Genomic DNA, 20,821 nt, shown 5'->3' with positions numbered 1-20,821 from the left:
AGAACACGCACGTGTCGGATATCGAGTTCACCAAGGGGCACGGCACCCAGAACGACTTCGTGGTGCTGCCGGACCTCGAGGTTCGGCTGGAGCTGACCGCCGAACGCATCAGCGCACTGTGCGACCGCCAACGCGGTCTCGGTGCGGATGGTGTGTTGCGGGTGGCGCGGGCCGGTGCGTTGCGTGACGCGGGCGTGCTTGCCGAGCTTCCTGAGGGCGTGGGGGAGACCGACTGGTTCATGGACTACCGCAACGCCGACGGCTCGATCGCCGAGATGTGCGGCAACGGCGTCCGCGTGTTTTCCCACTACCTGGTGGCTTCCGGTCTGGAAACCGCCCACGAGTTCGTCGTCGGCAGCCGTGCGGGTGGGCGACCGGTCGTCGTGCACTCCGCCAGCGCGGTCAACGGGGACGTGACCGTCGACATGGTCACGGTCGGCATGGGCACCGTGCGCGAACTCGGTGAATCCACCGCCACCGTCGAGGGCTGGGCCTACTCCGGTATCGGCATCGACGTCGGCAATCCGCACCTGGCCTGCGTTGTCCCCGACCTGACCGCCGACGGCTTGGCCAAACTCGACCTGACCGTGCCCCCCGGCTACGACCCCGATCTGTTCCCGCACGGCGTCAACGTGGAAATCGTGACCGCGCTCGCCGACGGCTCCGTCGATATGCGCGTCTACGAACGTGGTGTCGGCGAAACCCGTTCCTGCGGAACAGGAACCGTAGCGGCAGCCGCGGCCGCCCTGGTTCGCGAGGGCTTCCAGATCGCCACCGACACCGGTGAGGTTCGCGTCCGCATCCCCGGTGGTGAGGTCACCGTCGGGCTGGACAAGGGCACCGCCTGGCTGCGTGGCCCCTCGGTACTCGTTGCCTCGGGCACCATCGCCGAGGGCTGGTGGCAGCACCTCGGTTCGCTCTAGGCGTACCGCCGCTTTCGCGTCGGTTGCGCGCTGGTGGCGGTAGCGCTGATCCGTCCACCAGGGCGTACCTCCGACCACACACTGCCTCCGGGCGAACTTGACTCGACAACCTCCAACACGCTGTGCTCAATATCCGAATGCGCCATGTCGGTGCATCGTGGGATCATGGATCTTGTATGACGAAATCTAAAGTTTATGAATTCACTCCGGCCGACGACTTCACCGAGACGGCCGATGACGACATCCAGCTCGACGCTGCCCCCGAGGGCGCTCCGTCCGACGACGCCGTAACCGGCGCTCTGCCCGATGACGCCGTAATCGGCGATGTGGTCGCTGAGCACGCCGCGCGGATGAAGCGGTCCGGCGGCTGGACGTCGGCCGACCCCACGGTCGGCGAGATGCAGCTCGACGAACGCAGCTCGCTGCGTCGCGTCGCCGGGCTGTCCACCGAACTCACCGACATCACCGAGGTCGAGTACCGGCAGCTGCGCCTGGAACGGGTCGTGCTGGTCGGCGTCTGGACCACGGGCAGCGCGGCGCAGGCCGACGCGAGCATGACCGAACTGGCCGCGCTCGCCGAGACCGCCGGTTCCGAGGTGCTCGAAGGGCTCATCCAGCGCCGGGACAAGCCGGACCCGGCCACCTACATCGGCTCCGGCAAGGCCGAAGAGCTGCGTGCCGTGGTGCTGGAAACCGGCGCCGACACGGTGATCTGCGACGGTGAGCTCACGCCCGCGCAGCTGACCGCGCTGGAGAAGGTCGTCAAGGTCAAGGTGATCGACCGGACCGCGCTGATCCTCGACATCTTCGCCCAGCACGCCACCTCCCGCGAGGGCAAGGCGCAGGTTGCGCTCGCGCAAATGGAATACATGCTGCCGCGACTGCGCGGCTGGGGTGAGTCCATGTCCCGGCAGGCCGGTGGCCGCGCGGGCAGCAACGGCGGCGTGGGTCTGCGTGGTCCCGGTGAGACGAAGATCGAAACCGATCGTCGCCGCATCCGCGAGCGGATGGCCAAGCTGCGCCGCGAGATCCGTGAGATGAAGACCGCGCGCGACACCATGCGGGCCCGCCGCAGTTCCAGCGGTATTCCGTCGGTGGCGATCGTCGGCTACACCAACGCGGGCAAGTCCAGCCTGATGAACGCGCTCACCGGCGCCGGTCTGCTGGTGCAGGACGCGCTGTTCGCCACCCTGGACCCGACCACCCGCCGCGCCGATCTCGACGACGGCCGCGAGGTCGTGTTCACCGACACCGTCGGTTTCGTCCGGCACCTGCCGACCCAGCTGGTCGAGGCGTTCCGGTCGACGCTGGAGGAAGTGACCGGCGCCGACCTGCTGCTGCACGTGGTCGACGGTTCCGACGCGCTGCCCGCCGAACAGATCAAGGCGGTCCGCGAGGTGATCACCGACGTGATCAAGGAACAGGGCACCTCGGCCCCGCCGGAACTGCTGGTGGTCAACAAGATCGACGCCCTCGACCCGATGGCGCTCACCCGCCTGCGTGGCCAGCTCCCCGACGCCGCATACGTCTCGGTGCGCGCCGACCTCGGCATCGACGCCCTGCGCGACCGCCTCGCCGAGGTGCTCGGCGGCCTCGACGCCGAAATCAGCATCCTGCTCCCGTACAGCCGCGGCGACCTCCTCGCCCGCATCCACGCCGACGGCCGCATCATCGACTCGACCCACGAGGAAGGTGGCACCCGCGTCCACGCCCGCGTCCCCCACTCCCTCGCCGCGGCCCTGTCCGAATACGCCCACGCCGGCGGCGCGGATTCCCCGGAAACCAACGGCCAAGCCGAGAGCTAGTCGCCGTACGGGACATGACGGCGCGCTAACTCGCACGTCGCCGCCACCATGTCCCGCTCGGCGAACCAGCCGCCGAAGTGTGGCCCGGACGAGGTGCAGCCCGCTCGGACCGCCGCGCAGTTCGGAGCGGCCCTCTACGAATGGCCGCAGTTCCGTGCGAGGCGCTGAGCTGTGCGCGGCGCCATCGCTGGCTGCGTACAGCAGCCACGTCCACTGGGTCAGGTGCAGCCTCGTCTGAGGCTGTGCTCGTTCCTGCGCACGATTTGTGCCGGTGCGCATGGGATTGCTGGCAATTCCATGCGCGGCACGAGAAATGGTGCGCGGTGGCATCAGTATGTCGGCAGCAGGGATGTCGTGGCCGGGCGTTGCCAGCGTCTTTGTGGGCTTGGATCTGTGAACGTTTGGTAGCTGGCTCGCGCATGGTTGTGGTGGCGCACATGCGCCTAGGCCCGCGCAAGTGTTGTGCTGATGCGGATGTAATTGCCAGCAAATCTGTGCGCGGGGCGAGGAGTGGTGCGCGGCAGGCAGGTAGTGGTTTTAGCGGCGGGGGAGAGATCGCTGGCCTCATAGCAGACCAATCGGACTGTGTTGACGCTCACATCCGATGCGGCACAGTGGATTTCGTTACGGTATCGTTCGGGGCGACATCAGGAGGGATGTATGTCGCACGACCGTTCGGGTTCGGCCGATTCCGCAGATAAGGCGTCTGGTGCGCTGGTGCTCGATAAACCGGCGCTCAGTGACGGTGCGCCGTTGGCGGTTTCGCTGACCGACAGCGATCTTCGGGTAATCGAGGCGCTGCTGTCGCCGTTGCGTGCGTGGACGAGTCCGCGGTTCTACGGACTGGAAAACATCCCGACCGAAGGTCCCGTCCTGCTCGTCGGCAACCACAATCTGATGGGCGGCATCGACGCCCCGCTGCTGCTGCCCGAGGTGCTGCGCCGCCGCGGTCGCCTGATTCGCGGGCTCGCCGAACACGTGCTGATCGGCGTCCCCGGCCTGCGCCACTTCCTGCATCGCTACGGTGCGGTCCGCGGCACCCGCGGCAACTGCCTCGCCCTGCTGAAACGCGGCGACGCCGTCATCGTGTTCCCCGGCGGCGGCCGGGAAGCGGTGCGCCGCAAGAACGAGAAGTACGTCCTCAAATGGGAGGGCCGCACCGGTTTCGCCCGCATGGCGATCGAAGCGGGCGCGCCGATCGTGCCGGTCGCGATGATCGGCGTCGACGACGCCTACGACATCGTGATCGACGGCGACCACCCGCTGCTGCGCCCCCTGCGCTGGACCGTCCAGGCGCTCGGCATGAACCCCGAGCTCACACCCCCGCTCCTGCGCGGCCTCGGCCCGACCGTCCTCCCACGCCCGGAACGCTTCTACTTCTCCGCGGGCACCCCGATCGACCCGGCCCCCTGGCGCGACGCCGACGACATCACCACGGCCGCAAAGGAATTGCGCGACGTAGTCCGCAAAGCCCTGGAGGAAGAACTGAAGTTCCTCTTCACCGAACGCGAACACGACTCCGGCCGCACCCTCCTCGGCCGCATGCGCGGCTGGCTCCAGCGTTGACCCGCGAGCATCGAGCGGCTCAACGGGCGAACGGCTAGTTCGGGTGCGGCGTCAGGTCGTACACCGCGATGTTGCCGATGTGCGTCGCGGTGTAGTGGTGGCTCACCCAGTCCGCGATCTCCGGCTTTCCGGTCACCTGCCACGGCTTTTCGGGTGTGGACGGGGTGGTGGCGCCGGGTTGGCCGCCGACTTTCCACGACGCGGGCAGCTGCATCTCCTGCACCAGGTAATAGGTCAACTCATGGTCGGCCACGATCTTCTGGAACTCCTCTAGCGTTGGTACCGGGTCTTCCGCCGCGAAACCACCGATGGCGATCACCGGGGTGCGGCTGGCCAATTCGAGCGCGGCGGCGATCGAGCCTCGATCCACCGCGGCCGACCATTTCGTGGTGCTGCTCATCAGCATCGTGACGAGCTGCGGATTGGTGAACGCGCCACCATCGGCGAAGTTCTGCGTCTGCCGGTGAATCAGGGCCGCGATCCCGGTCTCGACGGGCTTGGCCGGACCGACGACGGGACTGCGACCGACATGAGCCTGCGGCAGCGTGGCCGCCGCATAGGCCGTCGATCCGCCGAGCCCGGCGAGCACTCCGACGACCACCAAGACCGCGGTCACCCTGGTCCGCGCGGTCCGCCACCCGTCCGTAACCGGGATCGCGGTCACCAGCAGCCCGACCGCCGCCACCGCCGCGGGCACCACGATGGCCCACCGCAGCCACGGCATCCAGTCCGAATTGCGTTGCAGCACAACAAAAGCCCACAGCCCCATGAGCAGTATCAGCGCAGCGGCCCCGAGCTTGCCGAACAACTCATCACGCCGCCCCCACAGCTCGTGCACACCAACCGCGACCATCCCAGCCGCGGCGGGTGCGAGGGTCAGCGTGTAGTAGGAGTGCTCGATCGCCTTCATCGCACTGAACGCTCCGCCCATGGTAATCAGCCACAGCCCGAAAATCAGTGCAGCACCGCGTATTTGATCGGTACGCGGCGCACGCCACCTTGATGCCAACACCACCACGAACGCCAACAGCGCGGCCGGAACCAACCATGAGATCTCGAACCCACTCTCGCCGACGAACAATCGGCTGATCCCAGGCGAACCGAAATCGTTGAAGCTCTGCAGAAGTCCGGGCGGCGTCTGATAACCGTCCGGCAGTGCGATCTGCCCAGACGCCGGAGTATGACCGAGGAAGCGCCCGAATCCGTTGTAGCCGAGCATCGAATCCATAAAGCTGTTGTCCGTCGACCCAGCGAGATACGGTCGCGACGAGTCGGGCCACAGAACCGTCAGCAGCACATACCAACCGGACGAAACAACCAACGCCGCAGCAGCACCGACCAAGTGCCACAACCGATTACGAAGCGAGGTGGGCGCCACGATGAGGTAGGTGATCCCCAGCGCGGGCAGCACCATCAACCCTTCGAGCAACTTGGCCAGGAACGCGAACCCGAGCGCGACACCGGCCAGCATCAGCCACCGCCCATTCGCCCGCTCCAACGCCCGGATCGTGCAGTAACCACCCGCGGTCATCAGCAACACCAGCACCGCATCCGGGTTGTTGAACCGAAACATCAACGCCACCACCGGAGTAGCCGCCAACACCACCCCGGCGAGCAGCCCAGCACCCCGACTGCCGGTCGCCCGCGCCACCGCGGCGTAGGTCAGCCCCACCGCGGCGACCGCCATCAACGCCTGCGGAACCAACATGCTCGCACTACTGAACCCGAACAACTGCCCGGACAGCCCCATCACCCACTGCGAGACCGGCGGCTTGTCGACCGTGATGAAGTTGCTCGGATCGAGCGACCCGAACAGCAGCGCCTTCCAGTTCCGCGACCCTGCCCAGGTCGCGCCCGCGTAGAAGTTGTTGCCCATGCCGTTGACGGTGATGTGCCACAGATACGCGATCGCGGTACCGAGCAGCAGCACGGTCAAGCCGAGACGTTCCACCGGCCGCGCCGGTGGTAGCGCTGTCGGATTGGAGGATGAGGCGACGGAACCGGTCGGAGCCGTCGCGATGAGGGTCGCCGCCATCGCCCAACCGTCGCATGCTGATGTTCACCAAGAGTTGTACAGCGGGTTAACACCGCGTCGGAATTCTGTGGTCGAGGACACGGGCCGCTGCGTCGCGGTTTGCGGAGAATCTCGGTCTTCTTCCGCGCCGCCCGACGGCACGCCTGGTTAACCAACGATTCCGCCCCAGAAGTGAACTGAGATTCTCGTTCCGGGTACCGTATGAGGCAACGACGGGTCGGTGTGGACCGGCCGGTGTGGTCACTAGGAGGTTGGTGTGGAGCGCACACTGTTCGAACCCGAGCATGATCTGTTCCGGGAGTCGTTCCGCAAGTTTCTCGATCAGCACGTCGCGCCGAACCACGCCAAGTGGGAAGATCAGGGGATTGTCGACCGCGCGGTCTGGCTCGAGGCGGGCAAGCAGGGCTTCCTCGGCATGGCCATGCCGGAGGAGTACGGCGGCGGCGGGGTCAAGGATTTCCGCTACAACTCGATCGTGGCCGAGGAATCGGTCCGCGGCCAGTACTCCGGCCTCGGTTTCGCCCTGCACAACGACGTGATCGCGCCGTACCTGTCCGAGCTGGCCAACGAGGAGCAGAAGCAGCGCTGGCTGCCCGGTTTCTGTTCCGGCGAGATCATCACCGCGATCGCCATGACCGAGCCCGGCACCGGTTCCGACCTGCAGGGCATCAAGACTCGCGCGGTCCGCGACGGTGACGACTGGGTGCTCAACGGCGCCAAGACCTTCATCACCAACGGCATCAACGCCGACATCGTCATCGTGGTCGCGCAGACCGACCCCGAGAAGGGCGCGATGGGCTTCAGCCTGCTCGTCGTCGAGCGCGGCATGCCCGGCTTCGAGCGCGGCCGCAACCTGGACAAGCTCGGCCTCAAGGCGCAGGACACCGCCGAACTGAGCTTCACCGACGTCCGGGTGCCCGCCGCCAACCTGCTCGGCCAGGAGGGCTCCGGCTTCATCCACCTGATGCAGAACCTGCCGCAGGAGCGTCTGTCCATCGCCGTGATGGCCGCCGCCGCCATGGAGGCGTGCCTGGACATGACCATCCAGTACGTCCGCGACCGCAAGGCGTTCGGCAAGCCGATCGGCACCTTCCAGAACACCCGCTTCGTCCTCGCCGAACTGGCCACCAAGACCACCGCGGTCCGCGTCCTGGTCGACCGCTTCATCGAAGACCTGAACCGCGGCAAGCTCTCCGTCGAAGATGCCGCCATGGCCAAGTGGTGGAGCACCGAGGAACAGGTAGACCTCATCGACCGCTGCCTCCAGTTGCACGGCGGCTACGGCTACATGAAGGAATACCCGATCGCCAAGGCCTACATGGACGCCCGCGTCCAAACCATCTACGGCGGCACCACCGAGATCATGAAGGAAATCATCGGGCGTTCACTGAAACTGTCCTGATACGCACGAGACTTGCGTGCAGCGAGTCCGCTATGCCCGTGTCAGGGGCGCAAGGCGTTGGGTGAGGCGGCGGACGGCTGCCGCGGTGCGCGGGTCGGTCGCCGGGCGGAAGGGCGCGATCTGGCGGGCTTCGGGGCCGATGACAGCGCCGTTCTGGTCCGCGAGAGACGGATCGGTCGCGGCGAAGATCGAGGGTTTGGCGGCCACCGATGCGGGGCCCGAGGTCGAGCGCGCGAACTTCCGTCGGACGAGCGGCCACAGCAGGCGGAGTCCGGGCGAGACGATTTTGGGGTCGCGCATGGTGCCGTTGGTCATATCGGTCGCGGCACCGCCGGGGTCGGCGGCGAAGGCTGAGATGCCGGTGCCGTCGAGTCGCCTGGCCAGCTCCGGCGTGTAGATGAGGTTGGCGAGCTTGGCCCGGCCGTACCAATGGAAACCGTAGTAACCCCCCGGCGGCTCGGCGGTATCGAACGAGCGCTTGGCGGCGCGGACCGCGCCCGAGGTCACGTTCACGATTCGGCTCGGCGCACCGGATTGCATTGTGGGCAGCAGCAATTCGGTCAGCAGGTACGGCGAGAGGTGATTGACCGCGAGGCTGGCCTCGATGCCGTCAACCGAGTTCTGCCGATCCGCGAACATTGCTCCGACATTGTTGACCAGGACGGTCAGCGGACCATCCGCGGCGACCCGGTCGGCGAGTCTGCGGACCGCGTCGAGGGAGGCGAGGTCCGCGCCGATGAAACGGGCGGGATGCGTTGGTGCCGTGGCATTTATCCGCTCGACCGCACGGGCACCCCGGTCGATATTGCGCCCGACCACCGTGACCTCGAACCCGGCCAGATGTGGACGCCGACGACTTCCGACGACTGGTGTGCGGTGTCATCCACGCCGTCCGACTCGGCGATGACAACCCCGGCCCACGCCGACAACTACCTGTCGATCATCCTCGCCGGTCTGCTCGTGCAGCCCGACTCCCGCACCTCTGCCTCGCACGTGGTGTAAGGCCCGCCGACTAGCGTTTGCCGGTATGACGCGTACTCGTCTCTATCGCAACGGTGTTCTGGAATCGGAGAACTTTCCGCTGGCGGAGATCTCGGACTTTCTCGTCGATACGAGCGCGACGGTGTGGCTGGATATGTGTTCGCCGAGTGCTGAGGACCTGGCCAGGATCGGTGAGGAGTTGAGCCTGCATCGGCTTGCGGTGGAGGACGCGGTGAACGAGCACCAACGGCCCAAGCTCGATCGTTATGACACCCACGCGTTCCTGACCGCATATACGGTGCGGCTCGACGCCGCCAGCGGCGTGCTGGAGAAGTCGGAGCTCGCCGCGTTTATCACCGAGCGGGCCTTGGTCACGGTCCGCAAAAGCGAGAACTTCGACATCGACGAGGTGGTGCGGCGATGGGACGCCGCCTCCGAGCTGGCCAAGAGCGGGGTGGGGTTTCTGGTGCACGGGTTGCTCGACTATGTCGTCGACAGCCACTTCGAGGCGGTGCAGTCGTTGGACGAGCAGATCGAAGCGCTCGAGGATCTCGTCTTCGCTGACCGTGCCGACTATCGCGAATTGCAGCGGCGTTCACTGCGGTTGCGTAAGAGTTTGGTCACCTTGCGCCGGGTCGTGCTGCCGATGCGAGAACTGGCGAATGCGCTGATGCGCCCCGACCTCCATGTCGTCGACGACACGATGATGCCCTACTACCAAGATGTCTACGACCACATCCTCCGGGCTGCCGAGTGGACCGAATCCCTACGTGACCTGGTCACGACCATCCGAGAAACGCAGCTGACGTTGCAGGGCAATCGGCTCAACTCGATCATGAAGAAGGTCACCAGCTGGGCCGCGATCATCGCAGTGCCCACCGCGATCACCGGCTTCTACGGCCAGAACGTGCCGTATCCCGGATTCGAACACGCCTGGGGCTTCTGGGCATCCACGATCGCCATCATCGTCATCTCCGGCACCCTGTATGTCTTGTTCAAGAAGCGCGACTGGCTCTGATCACAACGCTGTTCCTACACTCCGGAAAGGGTTTGGCGGTAGGTGACGGAGTCACGGGGGCTGAAGCCTGCTCGTTGGTAGAGGCGGTTGGCGGATTCGCGCGAGGGCCGCGAGGTCAGGTCGACGGTGCGGGCGCCGGCTTTGCGTGCGAGTTCGACTGCGGTGTTGGTGAGTTCGAACGCAACGCCTTTGCCACGGGCGGACTCGTCGACGACGACATCTTCGATTCGGGCTCGGATGCCGGTCGGGATCGCGTAGGTGATGAGGGTGAGCATGCCGACGACGCCGGTCTCGGACGAAGCGAGGAGCAGCGTCGCGGAGTCGGATGCGATGAGCGCGGCGAGCGTGTCGACGGTCAGCGGCACGGCCGTCGAGGAAAGCTGCCGGACTAGTGCATTCACCTCTTGTACGAGGTCTGCCGTGGCGCGGAGCGCCGTTGTGATCTGGATATCACCCATCCGCACAACGTAATCGACGAGTAGCCGGGGTATCAACGCGCGCCGATACGGGTCGTCGATCTGTGGTCGTTCGGGCTGGTCAACTCAGCCGGTGTTTGGCGAGAAGGGCTGTGTCGTCGAGGATTTCGGCGGTGGGGCCGTCGGCGACTATGCGGCCGTCGTCGAGGATTACTACGCGGTCGCAGATGCGTTGGGCGTAGGGGAGGTCGTGGGTGACCATCAGGATCGTGGTGGGGAGGGCGGTCAGGACGTCGGCCAGTTCGCGGCGGGCGACGGGGTCGAGGTTGGCGGCGGGTTCGTCCAGGACGAGGACGTCTGGACGGCAAGCCAATACGGTGGCCAAGGCGGCGCGGCGGCGTTCGCCGACGGAGAGTTGGGTGGGGGAGCGGTCGGCTCGGTCGGACATGCCGACGGCGGCGAGGGCGTCGCGGACGTTCTCGGTGAGTTGGGCGCCGCGGATGCCGAAGTTGGCGGGGCCGAAGGCGACGTCCTGTTCGACCGTTGGCATGAACAGCTGATCGTCGGGGTCTTGGAAGACGAGGCCGACGCGTTGGCGGATGGTGCGAACGGTATTGCGGTTCAACAGGGTTCCGCCGATGTGCACCTCGCCTGATTCCGCGATGAGCACGCCGTTCAGGTGCAGCATCAGAGTGGATTTTCCGGCACCGTTGGGGCCGAGGACGGCGACGCGTTCGCCGGGTCCGATGTCGAGATTCACGCCGTGCAGCGCGCCGGTCCCGTCAGGGTAGGCGAAGGTCAGGTCGACCAAACGTACTGCGGGCGTGGCCAGTTCGGTCATCGGAGCACCCACGCGACCAGGCAGACGCAGATCGCGGCCGCAGCGGGCACGCAACCGAGTAGCCATTGCGTTCGGGTCGCGGGCTTGGTGCCGAAATCAGGTACGGCCCCATCGAACCCGCGCGACAGCATCGCCAGGTGCACGCGCTCGCCGCGTTCGTAGGAACGCAGAAACAAGGTGCCCGCACCGCGCGCGGTCGCACCTGCCTGACGCAGAGTTCTAGGGTCGTCACCACGGGAGATCCGCGCCAGCCGCATCCGCCCCGCCTCCTCCAGCAGCACATCGACGTAACGGAGCATCAGCACGACAATGGTGACGATCATGCCGGGAACCCACAGCCTGGTCAGGCCACCCGGCAACTCGCGCACATTCGTCGTGGCGGCCAACGTCAACGAAACACCCACGCCGATAGTCCCTTTCGCGACGATTCCCCACGCGGCATACAACCCGGTCGTCGACAACGACAACCCGAGAAACGTCGTTCGCGGTTCACCTGAGGCGAACGGCAGCAGCACCGCCAGCACAACGAACGGCAGTTCGATCAGCAGGCGCGGCCCGATCCAGCGCAGCGGAATACCTGCCCACTGCCACAGCGCAAGCAGGCCGAGCGCGTAACAACCGAAGGGCCAGAACAATTCTCGCGGCGTAGCCACGACCGCGAACACCGTGAGCACCGCACAAACGATCTTCACCTCGGCCGGAACCCGATGCGCCGGTGAACTTCCCGGCAGATACAGGCGGTGGCTGGCAACGGTCACTTACGTCGACTCCGACGCGTTGTGGGCGGGATTCTTCCGCCGCCCCGTCCGAATCAGGTTCACCACCGCGAACAACACCGCGAACGCAGCGGCCACCCCGAGAATCCCGGCGAGGCCAGTCAGTTTGTCGTTGCCATCGATCGTGTACCCGGCCAGCGGCGACTTCGCGAGGTGGTGCTCCTGTGCGTTCTTCGCGATGCACTCACCCTGTAGCTGCTCGGCCCCGTCGACCTGAACCGTGGTGCAGCCACGCTGAGTGGTCGCGTCGAGCCCGTCCGGCTGCGAACTCGCCACGTAGGACAGCAGTCCCGCGACCAGCACGGCCATCGCGGCGAACGCGAACAGGAACCCGGTCATCGACAACCTGGGCCGCAGCGGTGTCGCGGTCGTGCGGCGCTGACCCGTCACCCGCAGCAGATACACGAGATCGGGACGCGCGTTGACGACGGCAATGAGCGTGATCGCGGTGATGATCCCTTCCCCGACCCCGATCAACGCATGCGTGACCAGCATGTACCCCGCGACAGCTCCAACGGTCGAGCCCGCCGCCCCACCGATCGCATACTCGACGACGAAACCCGATGAGGCGCCGACAGTTCCGACGAACGCCGCAACGAACCCGACGATCCCGATCCCCGCATCGGCCCGACGACGAGACAGCACCGGCAGCACCAGACGGGCCACCGTATAACCAACGGTGACCCCGATCAACGCCATGTTCGTGATGTTCGTCCCGAGCGCGGTCAACCCACCGTCGGCGAACAAAAGCGCCTGCACGACAAGCACAATCGCCACGCACAGCGCGCCCACATACGGTCCGACCAGAATCGCGGCCAGCGCACCGCCCAGCAGATGCCCGCTCACCCCCGGCAGGATCGGAAAGTTCACCATCTGCACCGCGAAGATGAACGCGGCCACCAGCCCGGCCATCGGCGCGGCCCGTTCATCGAGCTCGGCGCGGGCTCGCCAGGCCGCGAATCCCAGGCCCGCGACCGCGATTACCGCGAAGATCAACGAGGTCGGCGCGTTCACAATGCCGTCGCTCATGTGCATGGCCTGGGTGGTGCTGGAGCTCACCTCTCGAAACGATACTCGCGATACCTGTTCAGGTGAACAGATGTTCCTATATCGGCAAGGACTGGTCGGATCCGCCCAGGACCGGCAGAGTAGGTATGTGGCAGTGAGCATTCCGCTGGACCCCGATCACGCAGGCCGTGCCGCATCGGGTTTGGATATCGCCGGCATCGAGCACTGGGCTGGTCGTTTCGACCTGCTCTCCGACGCCAACCGGCTCCGGCTCCTGGTGTGCCTGCACCACGCTCCCGACATCAGCGTCAGCGATCTCGCCGCCGCGGTCGGCATGTCCGGAACCGCCGTCTCACACGCCTTACGCCTGCTCCGCCATCAAGGCTGGGTCGCCAGTGCCAAGCATGGACGTATCGTCCGATACCGCCTCGCCGACGACACCATCCACGACCTGCTGCATTGGATCGGCGCCACGCACGCGGAGGAAACGATCGAGCAGAAGGCCGTGAGTAGCACCTGATCGCGGGCGGTCCCTGCTCGAACGGTGGCCCGTCACGCCGTTGCCGATCGGTCGCCATGACGATTGAGCAGGTTGTCGAGCGGTTACTCGTCCAGAGACAGGTGTTATCCGGTCGAGTGAAAGTGAAGGAGTCATGGCCGCCAAATTCGAGCTGTACACCGACAAGGCCGCGAAGACCCGTTGGCGCCTCAAAGCACCGAACGGCGAGGTCATCGCCGCTAGCCAGGCGTATGAGAGCAAGGCAGCGGCTAAGAACGGCATCGAGTCGGTGCAGAAGAACGCGTCCGTCGCGACGGTCGACGATCAGACCGGGTAGTCAGTCGGCGGCGCGGATCACCTCGTTGCCGGAGATTATCCAGCTGCCACCCTCGCTGGTCACGCCCCGTAGTCCGTCGAGGACTTCGGGGCCGGCGAGCGTGCCGCATATCGGATCGGCCAGCGACGAAAACGCGAAGGTGCGTCGCGCGGTCCAGTGAGTGGAGTGCACGAGTCGTCGGCTCAGCTGAACGAAACCTTCGACCGCGGCGGCGATTACCCACGCGTCGGGGGCTCCGGCGGTCAGCCGTTGAGCCTGCCGCAGCCAGGAGGCGGCGTCCTCGGGCCAGTCGACTACGGCCGACACGCGATGGCCGCGCTCGCGCCACGCCGAAGCAAATGCCTCCGCCGCGGCGACGGAGTTCGCGTCTCGGCTGTGTCCAATGCTGACGGTCGTGCATGTTTGACGTTGTTGCTGCAAGATCACCAGCAGACGCTCGAGCTCGGCATCGGTGTGCGGTGGGGGAGCCGGACGAGGGGAAAGGTTCGCCAGATTTCGCAGCCGCGGCGAGGGACGGCCGCTATTGCGGCGCACCGGCTCAGCCGTCTGCCAGGAGGGTTCAACCGCGCGTCGGGTCGGTTCAGCCGAACGGGAAGCGTGGTTTCCGGACAACCTCCGTTGCATGCTCACACCGAGAAGACGTCCCCCACACACCATTCGTGAGATACCCATTCCCTCCGCCCCGACAACCAACGCGCGTCGAGCGGGACATGAGGGCGGCGAACGCCGGGTGGACGCGCCCTCATGTCCCGCTCGGCGAGCAGCTCAGGCGGCCGGGCCGAACCAAATGGCCAGCGCTTCGGTCAGGCCGTCGGCGGTGGGCTCGTCGCTGACCCAGGCCGCGTAACCATCGGGGCGGATGAGGATCGCGGCCGGAACCGCGATGTCGCCCACGCCGGGTACGGCCCACCGCTCATCGCGGCTACGTGCGTCGACCACGTCGATCCGGTCGTCCCACCCCGCTACCGATGGAGCCTGGTTTCCATTGAGGCGCAACAGAATCGGTCGACCCGTGCGCAGAAGTTCGTAGACCCGAGTGGCACCGACGGCGGTGCTCAGGTCGCCGTCGGGCACGCGCCGTCCGGCCAACGGATGATTCCCCTTGGTGTGGTAGCGGATATCCAGGGCGGTGATCATCAGCCCGAGTCGTTGCCGCACCACATCCATATCGATGAGATCGCCCATGATGTCGCGCAGCGCGTCCATGTGCGCGCCGGGCCGCTGCAACGCGGTCTGCGCCCGGGTGTTGTTCAGCACGCGGGCACCGACCGGGTGCCGTTCCGACTCATAGGTATCGAGCACCGCGTCGGACCCGTTGCCGCGCAAGGCGATCGCCAGCTTCCAGCCGAGATTGACCGCATCTTGAATACCCAGGTTCTGTCCTTGTCCGCCCGCCGGGTAGTGGATGTGGGCGGCATCTCCGGCGAGGAACACCCGGCCGTCGCGGTAGCGATCGGCCTGGCGGGCCGCGTCGCCGTAGTGCGTCACCCACCGTGGGCTGTGCATGCCGAAATCGGTGCCCGCGATCTCGATGTAGTTCTTCCGGAAGTCCTCGAACGTCAGCGTCGATCCGCGTTCCATGACGAGGTCGTGACGCTGCACAACCAGCCGCCACCAGCCGGGCTCGAACTGCACCGCGGAGTAGTCACCGGCCCCGCGGCGGTGACCGAAGAACTGCCCGGCAGGCGGTTCGGTCAGTTCGACATCGGCCAGCATTCCGGTCGCGGTCGCGTCGGTTCCGGTGAAGCCGATGCCCGCCAGCTTGCGGACCGTGCTGCGCCCGCCGTCGCAGCCGACCAGGTAGGCGGCGCGAATCCGGCGGGTCCCGTCCGGGCCGCCGACCTCGACGTCGATCCCCGTCGCATCCTGCCGGAACCCGACCACGGGCGATCCCCACCGCACCGGCGCGCCCAATTCGGTTGCGCGCCGGTCGAGTTCGCGCTCGACCACCGACTGCAGCACGGCAAGCATGTACGGGTAGCGAGTGTCGAAGTCGCTGAAATCCAAGGGCAACGCACCGAAGTGTCCCGCCTGCATGACCCGACCCTGCGGGAGCAGGTCGTCGAGCAATCCGCGCTGATCGAAGACCTCCAGGGTCCGCGCGTGGATGCCGCCGGCGCGTGATTCGCCCGTGCGCTCGGGCAGCCCGTCGAGCAGGACCACCGCGACTCCGGCGAGCCGCAGTTCGGTCGCCAGCATCAGCCCGGTAGGCCCGCCACCTGCGATAACCACCTCGGTCTTCTCCATGACCATCTCCTTAACAACGTTAAATCCCTTAACGATGTTAAGTAGATAGCGAACGTTGTTAAACTGTCAAGAGGTTCCCGACAGGAGGCGGCAGTGAAGCTCGATACCCAGGTCATCGCCCAGGCGGCGCTGGACCTGCTCGATGACGTCGGCCTCGAGGGGTTGACCATGCGCAAGGTGGCCGCCGCGCTCGACGTGCAGGCGCCCGCGCTCTACTGGCACGTCAAGAACAAGCGCGAGCTACTCGACGCGATGGCGCGCACCGTCTTCGTCGCGGCCGTCGACGGCGTCGAGGCGCCGCGGCAGGGGGAAGACTGGCAGGAGTGGGCGATCGGCCTCGCCATCCGGCTGCGCCGGTCGATGCTGCGCTACCGCGACGGCGCGAACGTGCTTGCGGGCACCTATGTCAACGACGAAGCAATGTGGCGCACAGTGGAATTGACACTGCGCACGCTCGAGGACGCGGGCTTCACCCTCGCCGAGGCCGCCCGCGTCTTCCCGATCTTGTTGCACTACACCGTCGGCTTCGTCATCGAGGAACAGGCGCGCAGTGGTGCGGAATACGACAGCAATCCCTACCATCCCGAGCAAATCGAAACGGTCATCGACACCGTCCGATACCCGCTGACCGCCAAATTGGTAGACATCCTTTTCACTGCCGACTACGACGCCGAGTTCGACCACGGTCTGCGCGTCATTCTCGCCGGAATCGTCGCTACCCGAACAGAAGAGGCGAACTGATTCGGCCACGACGGTGACGGGCGCGGAGGTAGCCTCGAAAGGGGTCCTACTCGATGATCCGAGAACCGCGATGCACGAAATGGCCATTACCCAGAGCGTCATCGACGCCGTGTGTGAGCATGCGGCAGGCCGAACCGTACACAGCGTCACCGTCGAGGTCGGCGCGTTATGTGCGGTGGTGCCCGACGCGATGCAATTCTGTTTCGAACTCGCCGCCGAGGGGACGGTCGCGGAAGGCGCGCGACTCGTCATTCAGCAAATACTCGGCACCGCCGAGTGTCGGTCTTGCGGCGCCGAATTCGGTTTGGTCGATCCGATTGTGCTGTGTCGTTGCGGGAGCGCTGACGTCGAGATCCTTTCCGGGCGCGAACTACGCATCCGGACGATGGAAGTGAGCGAAGCATGTGCGCAACCTGTGGATGTGGCGACGACGCGGCAGCCGTGATCCGCGTCCCGCACGAACACCACCAGCACGGCGATCATGAGCACGACCACGAACACGGCCATGATCATCACCACGAGCACCAGCACGGTCCGGGCGCCGATCATGTGCATCTACCGCGCACCGAGACGGTGAGCCTGGAGATGAAGGTCCTGGCCAAGAACGACCAACTGGCGCAACGCAATCGGGAGTGGCTGGCCGAGCGCGACATCCTCGCGCTCAACATGATGAGCTCGCCAGGCGCCGGCAAGACCACGCTGCTGGAGCGGACCATCCGCGAGCTCGGCGAGCTGCCGGTCGCGGTGATCGAGGGCGACCAGGCCACCCTGCTCGACGCCGAGCGCATCCAGGCGACCGGATGCAAGGTGGTGCAGATCAACACCGGCGCCGGTTGCCACCTGGATGCGGAGATGCTGCATCGCGCGCTGGAGACGCTGGACCCCGCGCCGGGAACTCTGTTGTTCATCGAAAACGTCGGAAATCTGGTCTGTCCGGCGCTGTTCGATCTCGGCGAGCGCAGCAAGGTCGTGGTTATCTCGGTGACCGAGGGCACCGACAAACCGCTGAAGTATCCGCACATGTTCGCCGCGGCCGAGTTGGTGCTGATCAACAAGATCGACTTGTTGCCCTATGTCGACTTCGATCTGGACAAGTGCGGCGAGTTTGCCAGAGCGGTGAATCCCGGTGTCCAGCTCCTCCCGCTGTCGGTAACCACAGGTCATGGCGTGGATCGCTGGTACAGCTGGCTTTTAGAGCAACGGCATCCTCTCAAATCGGCCGCCCTTGAGGATGCTGTCGAGCCGGGCTTAGAATAACGTGATCAGGATCACATTCGGATGATGTGTCTTCAAGCCCAGAGAGACCGCATACCCGATGATCCGCTGTGGAAGGTGGCAGCTAGATGCCAACTCAGGAAGCAGTGCGAGCCGAAGAGACTCTGATCCACGTGCTGTGGATCAACGCGGGTCTAAGTTGCGATGGTGACTCGGTAGCGCTAACCGCCGCCACCCAGCCAAGTATCGAAGAGATCGCCCTAGGCGCCCTGCCCGGGTTGCCTAAAATTGCGGTGCATTGGCCGCTGATCGATTTCGAGTGCGGTCCGAACGGTGGGGCCGACGACTTCCTGGAGTGGTTTTTCAAAGCCGATAGAGGCGAATTAGAACCCTTTGTGCTGGTCGTAGAGGGTTCGATACCCAATGAAAACCTTCATGATGAAGGCTATTGGTGTGGCTTCGGCAATAACCCCGCGACGGGGCAGCCGATGACCACCAGTGAGTGGCTCGACCGCTTGGCGCCGAAAGCGACCGCGATAGTCGCGGTCGGTACCTGCGCCACTTATGGCGGCATCCACGCAATGGCAGGCAATCCGACCGGCGCCATGGGTGTGCCCGACTACCTCGGCTGGGATTGGAAGAGCAAGGCAGGCATTCCGATCGTCTGCGTGCCCGGCTGCCCGATTCAGCCGGACAACCTGTCGGAGACCCTCACCTACCTGCTCTACATGGCCACCGGTCAGGCGCCGATGATCCCGCTCGACGAGGCGTTGCGGCCCAAGTGGCTGTTCGGCGCGACCGTGCACGAAGGTTGCGACCGCGCAGGCTATTACGAGCAGGGTGATTTCGCGACCGAATACGGTTCGCCGAAATGCATTGTGAAACTGGGCTGTTGGGGCCCGGTCGTCAAATGCAATGTGCCCAAACGCGGTTGGATCAACGGCGTCGGTGGCTGCCCGAATGTGGGCGGCATCTGCATCGGCTGCACCATGCCCGGCTTCCCCGACAAGTTCATGCCGTTCATGGACGAACCACCCGGCGGGAAGCTCTCCTCCGCCGCATCAGGGCTCTACGGATCAATGATCCGCAGCCTCCGACACATCACCGGCCGCACGGTCGACAAAGAGCCGCGCTGGCGGCACAAGGGCGAGAAGCTGACAACTGGCGCGACTCGCACCTGGTAGGAGGATCTTCGATGACTGCCATCGTCCCCGAGCCGTCGCACAAGAAGATCGACCCCAACAGCCTCGTCGAGATGGCCTGGGATCCGATCACGCGCATTGTCGGCAGCCTGGGCATCTATACCAAGATCGACTTCGAGAACCGGGAAGTGGTGGAGTGCCATAGCACTTCGTCCATCTTCCGCGGCTACTCGATCTTCATGAAGGGCAAGGACCCGCGCGACGCGCACTTCATCACCAGCCGCATCTGTGGCATCTGCGGTGACAACCACGCGACGTGTTCCTGCTACTGCCAGAACATGGCGTACGGGGTGAAGCCACCGAACCTGGCCGAATGGATCGTCAATCTCGGCGAGGCCGCCGAGTACATGTTCGACCACAACATCTTCCAGGAGAACCTGGTCGGCGTCGATTTCTGCGAGAAGATGGTCTCCGAGACCAATCCCGCGGTGCTGGCCATGGCGGAGAAGACCCTCTCGCCGCACTCCAACGAGCACGGCTACCGCACCATCGCCGACATCATGCGGGCGCTCAACCCGTTCACCGGCGAGTTCTATCGGGAAGCCCTGCAGGTCAGCCGGTACACGCGCGAGATGTTCTGTCTGATGGAAGGCAGGCACGTGCATCCGTCGACGCTGTATCCCGGTGGCGTCGGCACCGTCGCGACCATCCAGCTGATGACCGACTACATGTCCCGGCTGATGCGCTACGTCGAGTTCATGAAGAAGGTCGTGCCGATGCACGACGATCTGTTCGACTTCTTCTATGAGGCGCTGCCCGGTTACGAACAGGTAGGCCTGCGTCGCACCCTGCTCGGCTGCTGGGGATCGTTCCAAGATCCCGAGGTGTGCAACTTCAACTACCAGGATATGGCCGAGTGGGGCCGCAAGATGTTCGTGACCCCCGGCGTCGTCGTCGACGGCAAGCTGGTCACCACGTCCCTGGTGGATATCAACCTTGGCATCCGAATCCTTTTGGGCAGTTCGTATTACGACGACTGGACCGATCAGGAGATGTTCGTCAAGTCCGATCCGCTCGGCAACCCGGTGGACCGGCGCCACCCGTGGAACCAGCACACGAATCCCCGGCCGCAGAAGCGCGACATGGACGACAAGTACAGCTGGGTCATGTCACCGCGCTGGTACGACGGCAAGGACCATCTCGCGTTGGACACCGGCGGCGGCCCGCTCGCCCGCCTGTGGTCGACGGCGTTGGCCCGGCTGGTCGACATCGGTTACGTGAAGTCGACCGGGCACAGTGTGCAGATCAACCTGCCGAAGACCGCGCTGAAGGGCCCGGTCAGTTTCGAATGGCACGTTCCGGTGCACGGCAGCAACACGATCGAACGCAACCGAGCCCGCACCTACTTCCAGGCCTACGCCGCCGCGTGTGCGCTGCACTTCGCGGAGAAGGCCCTCGAAGAGATCCGGGCCGGCCACACCAAGACCTGGGAGAAGTTCGAGGTGCCCGACGAGGGCATCGGCTGTGGCTTCACCGAGGCGGTGCGTGGCGTGCTGTCGCATCACATGGTGATCCGGGACGGCAAGATCGCGAACTACCACCCGTACCCGCCGACGCCGTGGAACGCCAACCCACGCGACAGCTACGGCACGCCGGGCCCATACGAGGACGCGGTGCAGGGTCAGCCGATCTTCGAGGAGAACGACCGCGAGCACTTCAAGGGCATCGACATCATGCGCACCGTGCGCAGCTTCGATCCCTGTCTGCCGTGCGGTGTGCACATGTATCTCGGCAAGGGCAAGACGCTGCAGAAACTGCACTCACCGACACAAACGCTGACCGCGGAGTGAGGCCCGGTCGAGCGGAGGG

20 protein-coding genes and 1 pseudogene are annotated in these 20,821 nt (G+C 65.5%); 12 read left to right on the top strand and 9 right to left on the bottom strand.

The window, feature by feature from the left end; genetic code table 11:
• Positions 1 to 20: 20 nt before the first annotated feature.
• The 3 genes from dapF to ACQPW1_RS35055 all read left to right on the top strand — a co-directional run bounded on the left by dapF (position 21) and on the right by ACQPW1_RS35055 (position 4,294).
• The gene (gene dapF / locus ACQPW1_RS35065; protein WP_433665419.1) at positions 21 to 923 is read left to right on the top strand and encodes a diaminopimelate epimerase; all 903 of its coding nucleotides are present in this window, start codon (positions 21 to 23) and stop codon (positions 921 to 923) included.
• Between the two features lie 350 nt (positions 924 to 1,273).
• Positions 1,274 to 2,728: a GTPase HflX gene (hflX, locus tag ACQPW1_RS35060; RefSeq protein WP_433665418.1), complete on the top strand. Its 1,455-nt coding sequence runs from the start codon at positions 1,274 to 1,276 to the stop codon at positions 2,726 to 2,728.
• Between the two features lie 660 nt (positions 2,729 to 3,388).
• Positions 3,389 to 4,294 (top strand): lysophospholipid acyltransferase family protein, encoded by a 906-nt coding sequence (locus ACQPW1_RS35055; protein ID WP_433656483.1) that lies wholly within the window; start codon positions 3,389 to 3,391, stop codon positions 4,292 to 4,294.
• Positions 4,295 to 4,328: 34 nt separating this feature from the next.
• Here ACQPW1_RS35055 and ACQPW1_RS35050 read toward each other — a convergent pair whose 3' ends face one another.
• The gene (locus ACQPW1_RS35050; protein WP_433656481.1) at positions 4,329 to 6,329 is read right to left on the bottom strand and encodes an ArnT family glycosyltransferase; all 2,001 of its coding nucleotides are present in this window, start codon (positions 6,327 to 6,329) and stop codon (positions 4,329 to 4,331) included.
• 256 nt (positions 6,330 to 6,585) lie between these two features.
• Here ACQPW1_RS35050 and ACQPW1_RS35045 point away from each other — a divergent pair, with 256 nt between their 5' ends.
• A complete protein-coding gene (locus tag ACQPW1_RS35045) occupies positions 6,586 to 7,731 on the top strand; it encodes an acyl-CoA dehydrogenase family protein (protein WP_433656479.1) in 1,146 nt (381 codons plus the stop codon).
• A gap of 30 nt (positions 7,732 to 7,761) precedes the next feature.
• On the opposite strand, the gene ACQPW1_RS35040 is transcribed toward ACQPW1_RS35045, so the two are convergent.
• Positions 7,762 to 8,571 (bottom strand): SDR family NAD(P)-dependent oxidoreductase, encoded by an 810-nt coding sequence (locus ACQPW1_RS35040; RefSeq protein WP_433665417.1) that lies wholly within the window; start codon positions 8,569 to 8,571, stop codon positions 7,762 to 7,764.
• A 187-nt stretch (positions 8,572 to 8,758) separates the two neighbouring features.
• On the opposite strand from ACQPW1_RS35040, the gene ACQPW1_RS35035 reads away from it, so the two are divergent.
• Positions 8,759 to 9,730, top strand: coding sequence for a magnesium transporter CorA family protein (locus ACQPW1_RS35035; protein WP_433656477.1), 972 nt, complete (start codon positions 8,759 to 8,761; stop codon positions 9,728 to 9,730).
• A 14-nt stretch (positions 9,731 to 9,744) separates the two neighbouring features.
• On the opposite strand, the gene ACQPW1_RS35030 is transcribed toward ACQPW1_RS35035, so the two are convergent.
• The 5 genes and pseudogenes from ACQPW1_RS35030 to ACQPW1_RS35010 form a co-directional block, all read right to left on the bottom strand.
• Positions 9,745 to 10,188 (bottom strand): GNAT family N-acetyltransferase, encoded by a 444-nt coding sequence (locus ACQPW1_RS35030; RefSeq protein WP_433656475.1) that lies wholly within the window; start codon positions 10,186 to 10,188, stop codon positions 9,745 to 9,747.
• Positions 10,189 to 10,267: 79 nt separating this feature from the next.
• On the bottom strand, positions 10,268 to 10,987 hold the full coding sequence (locus ACQPW1_RS35025) for an energy-coupling factor ABC transporter ATP-binding protein (RefSeq protein WP_433656474.1): 720 nt from the start codon (positions 10,985 to 10,987) through the stop codon (positions 10,268 to 10,270).
• Positions 10,984 to 11,745 (bottom strand): cobalt ECF transporter T component CbiQ, encoded by a 762-nt coding sequence (gene cbiQ, locus ACQPW1_RS35020; protein ID WP_433656472.1) that lies wholly within the window; start codon positions 11,743 to 11,745, stop codon positions 10,984 to 10,986. The genes ACQPW1_RS35025 and cbiQ overlap by 4 nt, the downstream gene beginning before the upstream one ends.
• Complete coding sequence (locus tag ACQPW1_RS35015; protein ID WP_433665416.1) at positions 11,746 to 12,102, bottom strand: PDGLE domain-containing protein; 357 nt, start codon at positions 12,100 to 12,102, stop codon at positions 11,746 to 11,748.
• Between the two features lie 30 nt (positions 12,103 to 12,132).
• Positions 12,133 to 12,798: pseudogene (locus ACQPW1_RS35010) on the bottom strand (energy-coupling factor ABC transporter permease); the annotation flags it as partial.
• 64 nt (positions 12,799 to 12,862) lie between these two features.
• Between ACQPW1_RS35010 and ACQPW1_RS35005 the strand changes: the two are divergent.
• The gene (locus ACQPW1_RS35005) at positions 12,863 to 13,291 is read left to right on the top strand and encodes an ArsR/SmtB family transcription factor (protein ID WP_433656470.1); all 429 of its coding nucleotides are present in this window, start codon (positions 12,863 to 12,865) and stop codon (positions 13,289 to 13,291) included.
• Positions 13,292 to 13,424: 133 nt separating this feature from the next.
• Positions 13,425 to 13,607: a YegP family protein gene (locus ACQPW1_RS35000; protein WP_433656468.1), complete on the top strand. Its 183-nt coding sequence runs from the start codon at positions 13,425 to 13,427 to the stop codon at positions 13,605 to 13,607.
• Here ACQPW1_RS35000 and ACQPW1_RS34995 read toward each other — a convergent pair whose 3' ends face one another.
• Together ACQPW1_RS34995 and ACQPW1_RS34990 are read right to left on the bottom strand one after the other, a co-directional pair.
• On the bottom strand, positions 13,608 to 14,033 hold the full coding sequence (locus ACQPW1_RS34995) for a hypothetical protein (RefSeq protein ID WP_433656466.1): 426 nt from the start codon (positions 14,031 to 14,033) through the stop codon (positions 13,608 to 13,610).
• 339 nt (positions 14,034 to 14,372) lie between these two features.
• Complete coding sequence (locus tag ACQPW1_RS34990) at positions 14,373 to 15,854, bottom strand: FAD-dependent monooxygenase (RefSeq protein WP_433656464.1); 1,482 nt, start codon at positions 15,852 to 15,854, stop codon at positions 14,373 to 14,375.
• Between the two features lie 93 nt (positions 15,855 to 15,947).
• Here ACQPW1_RS34990 and ACQPW1_RS34985 point away from each other — a divergent pair, with 93 nt between their 5' ends.
• The 5 genes from ACQPW1_RS34985 to ACQPW1_RS34965 all read left to right on the top strand — a co-directional run bounded on the left by ACQPW1_RS34985 (position 15,948) and on the right by ACQPW1_RS34965 (position 20,802).
• The gene (locus tag ACQPW1_RS34985; RefSeq protein ID WP_433656462.1) at positions 15,948 to 16,595 is read left to right on the top strand and encodes a TetR/AcrR family transcriptional regulator C-terminal domain-containing protein; all 648 of its coding nucleotides are present in this window, start codon (positions 15,948 to 15,950) and stop codon (positions 16,593 to 16,595) included.
• A gap of 70 nt (positions 16,596 to 16,665) precedes the next feature.
• Positions 16,666 to 17,040, top strand: a complete 375-nt coding sequence (locus ACQPW1_RS34980) for a hydrogenase maturation nickel metallochaperone HypA (protein ID WP_433656460.1) — start codon at positions 16,666 to 16,668, stop codon at positions 17,038 to 17,040.
• A complete protein-coding gene (gene hypB, locus ACQPW1_RS34975; protein ID WP_433656458.1) occupies positions 16,998 to 17,852 on the top strand; it encodes a hydrogenase nickel incorporation protein HypB in 855 nt (284 codons plus the stop codon). The genes ACQPW1_RS34980 and hypB overlap by 43 nt, the downstream gene beginning before the upstream one ends.
• A gap of 86 nt (positions 17,853 to 17,938) precedes the next feature.
• Entirely contained in the window at positions 17,939 to 18,994 is a 1,056-nt protein-coding gene (locus ACQPW1_RS34970; protein WP_379283782.1) for a hydrogenase expression protein HypE, read from the top strand.
• Between the two features lie 11 nt (positions 18,995 to 19,005).
• A complete protein-coding gene (locus ACQPW1_RS34965; protein WP_433656456.1) occupies positions 19,006 to 20,802 on the top strand; it encodes a nickel-dependent hydrogenase large subunit in 1,797 nt (598 codons plus the stop codon).
• The last annotated feature ends 19 nt before the right edge of the window (positions 20,803 to 20,821 follow it).

Origin of the sequence: Nocardia sp. CA-128927, from assembly GCF_050955855.1 — a bacterium.
Taxonomy (GTDB): domain Bacteria; phylum Actinomycetota; class Actinomycetes; order Mycobacteriales; family Mycobacteriaceae; genus Nocardia.
This window is presented reverse-complemented; position numbering and strand designations above follow the sequence as displayed.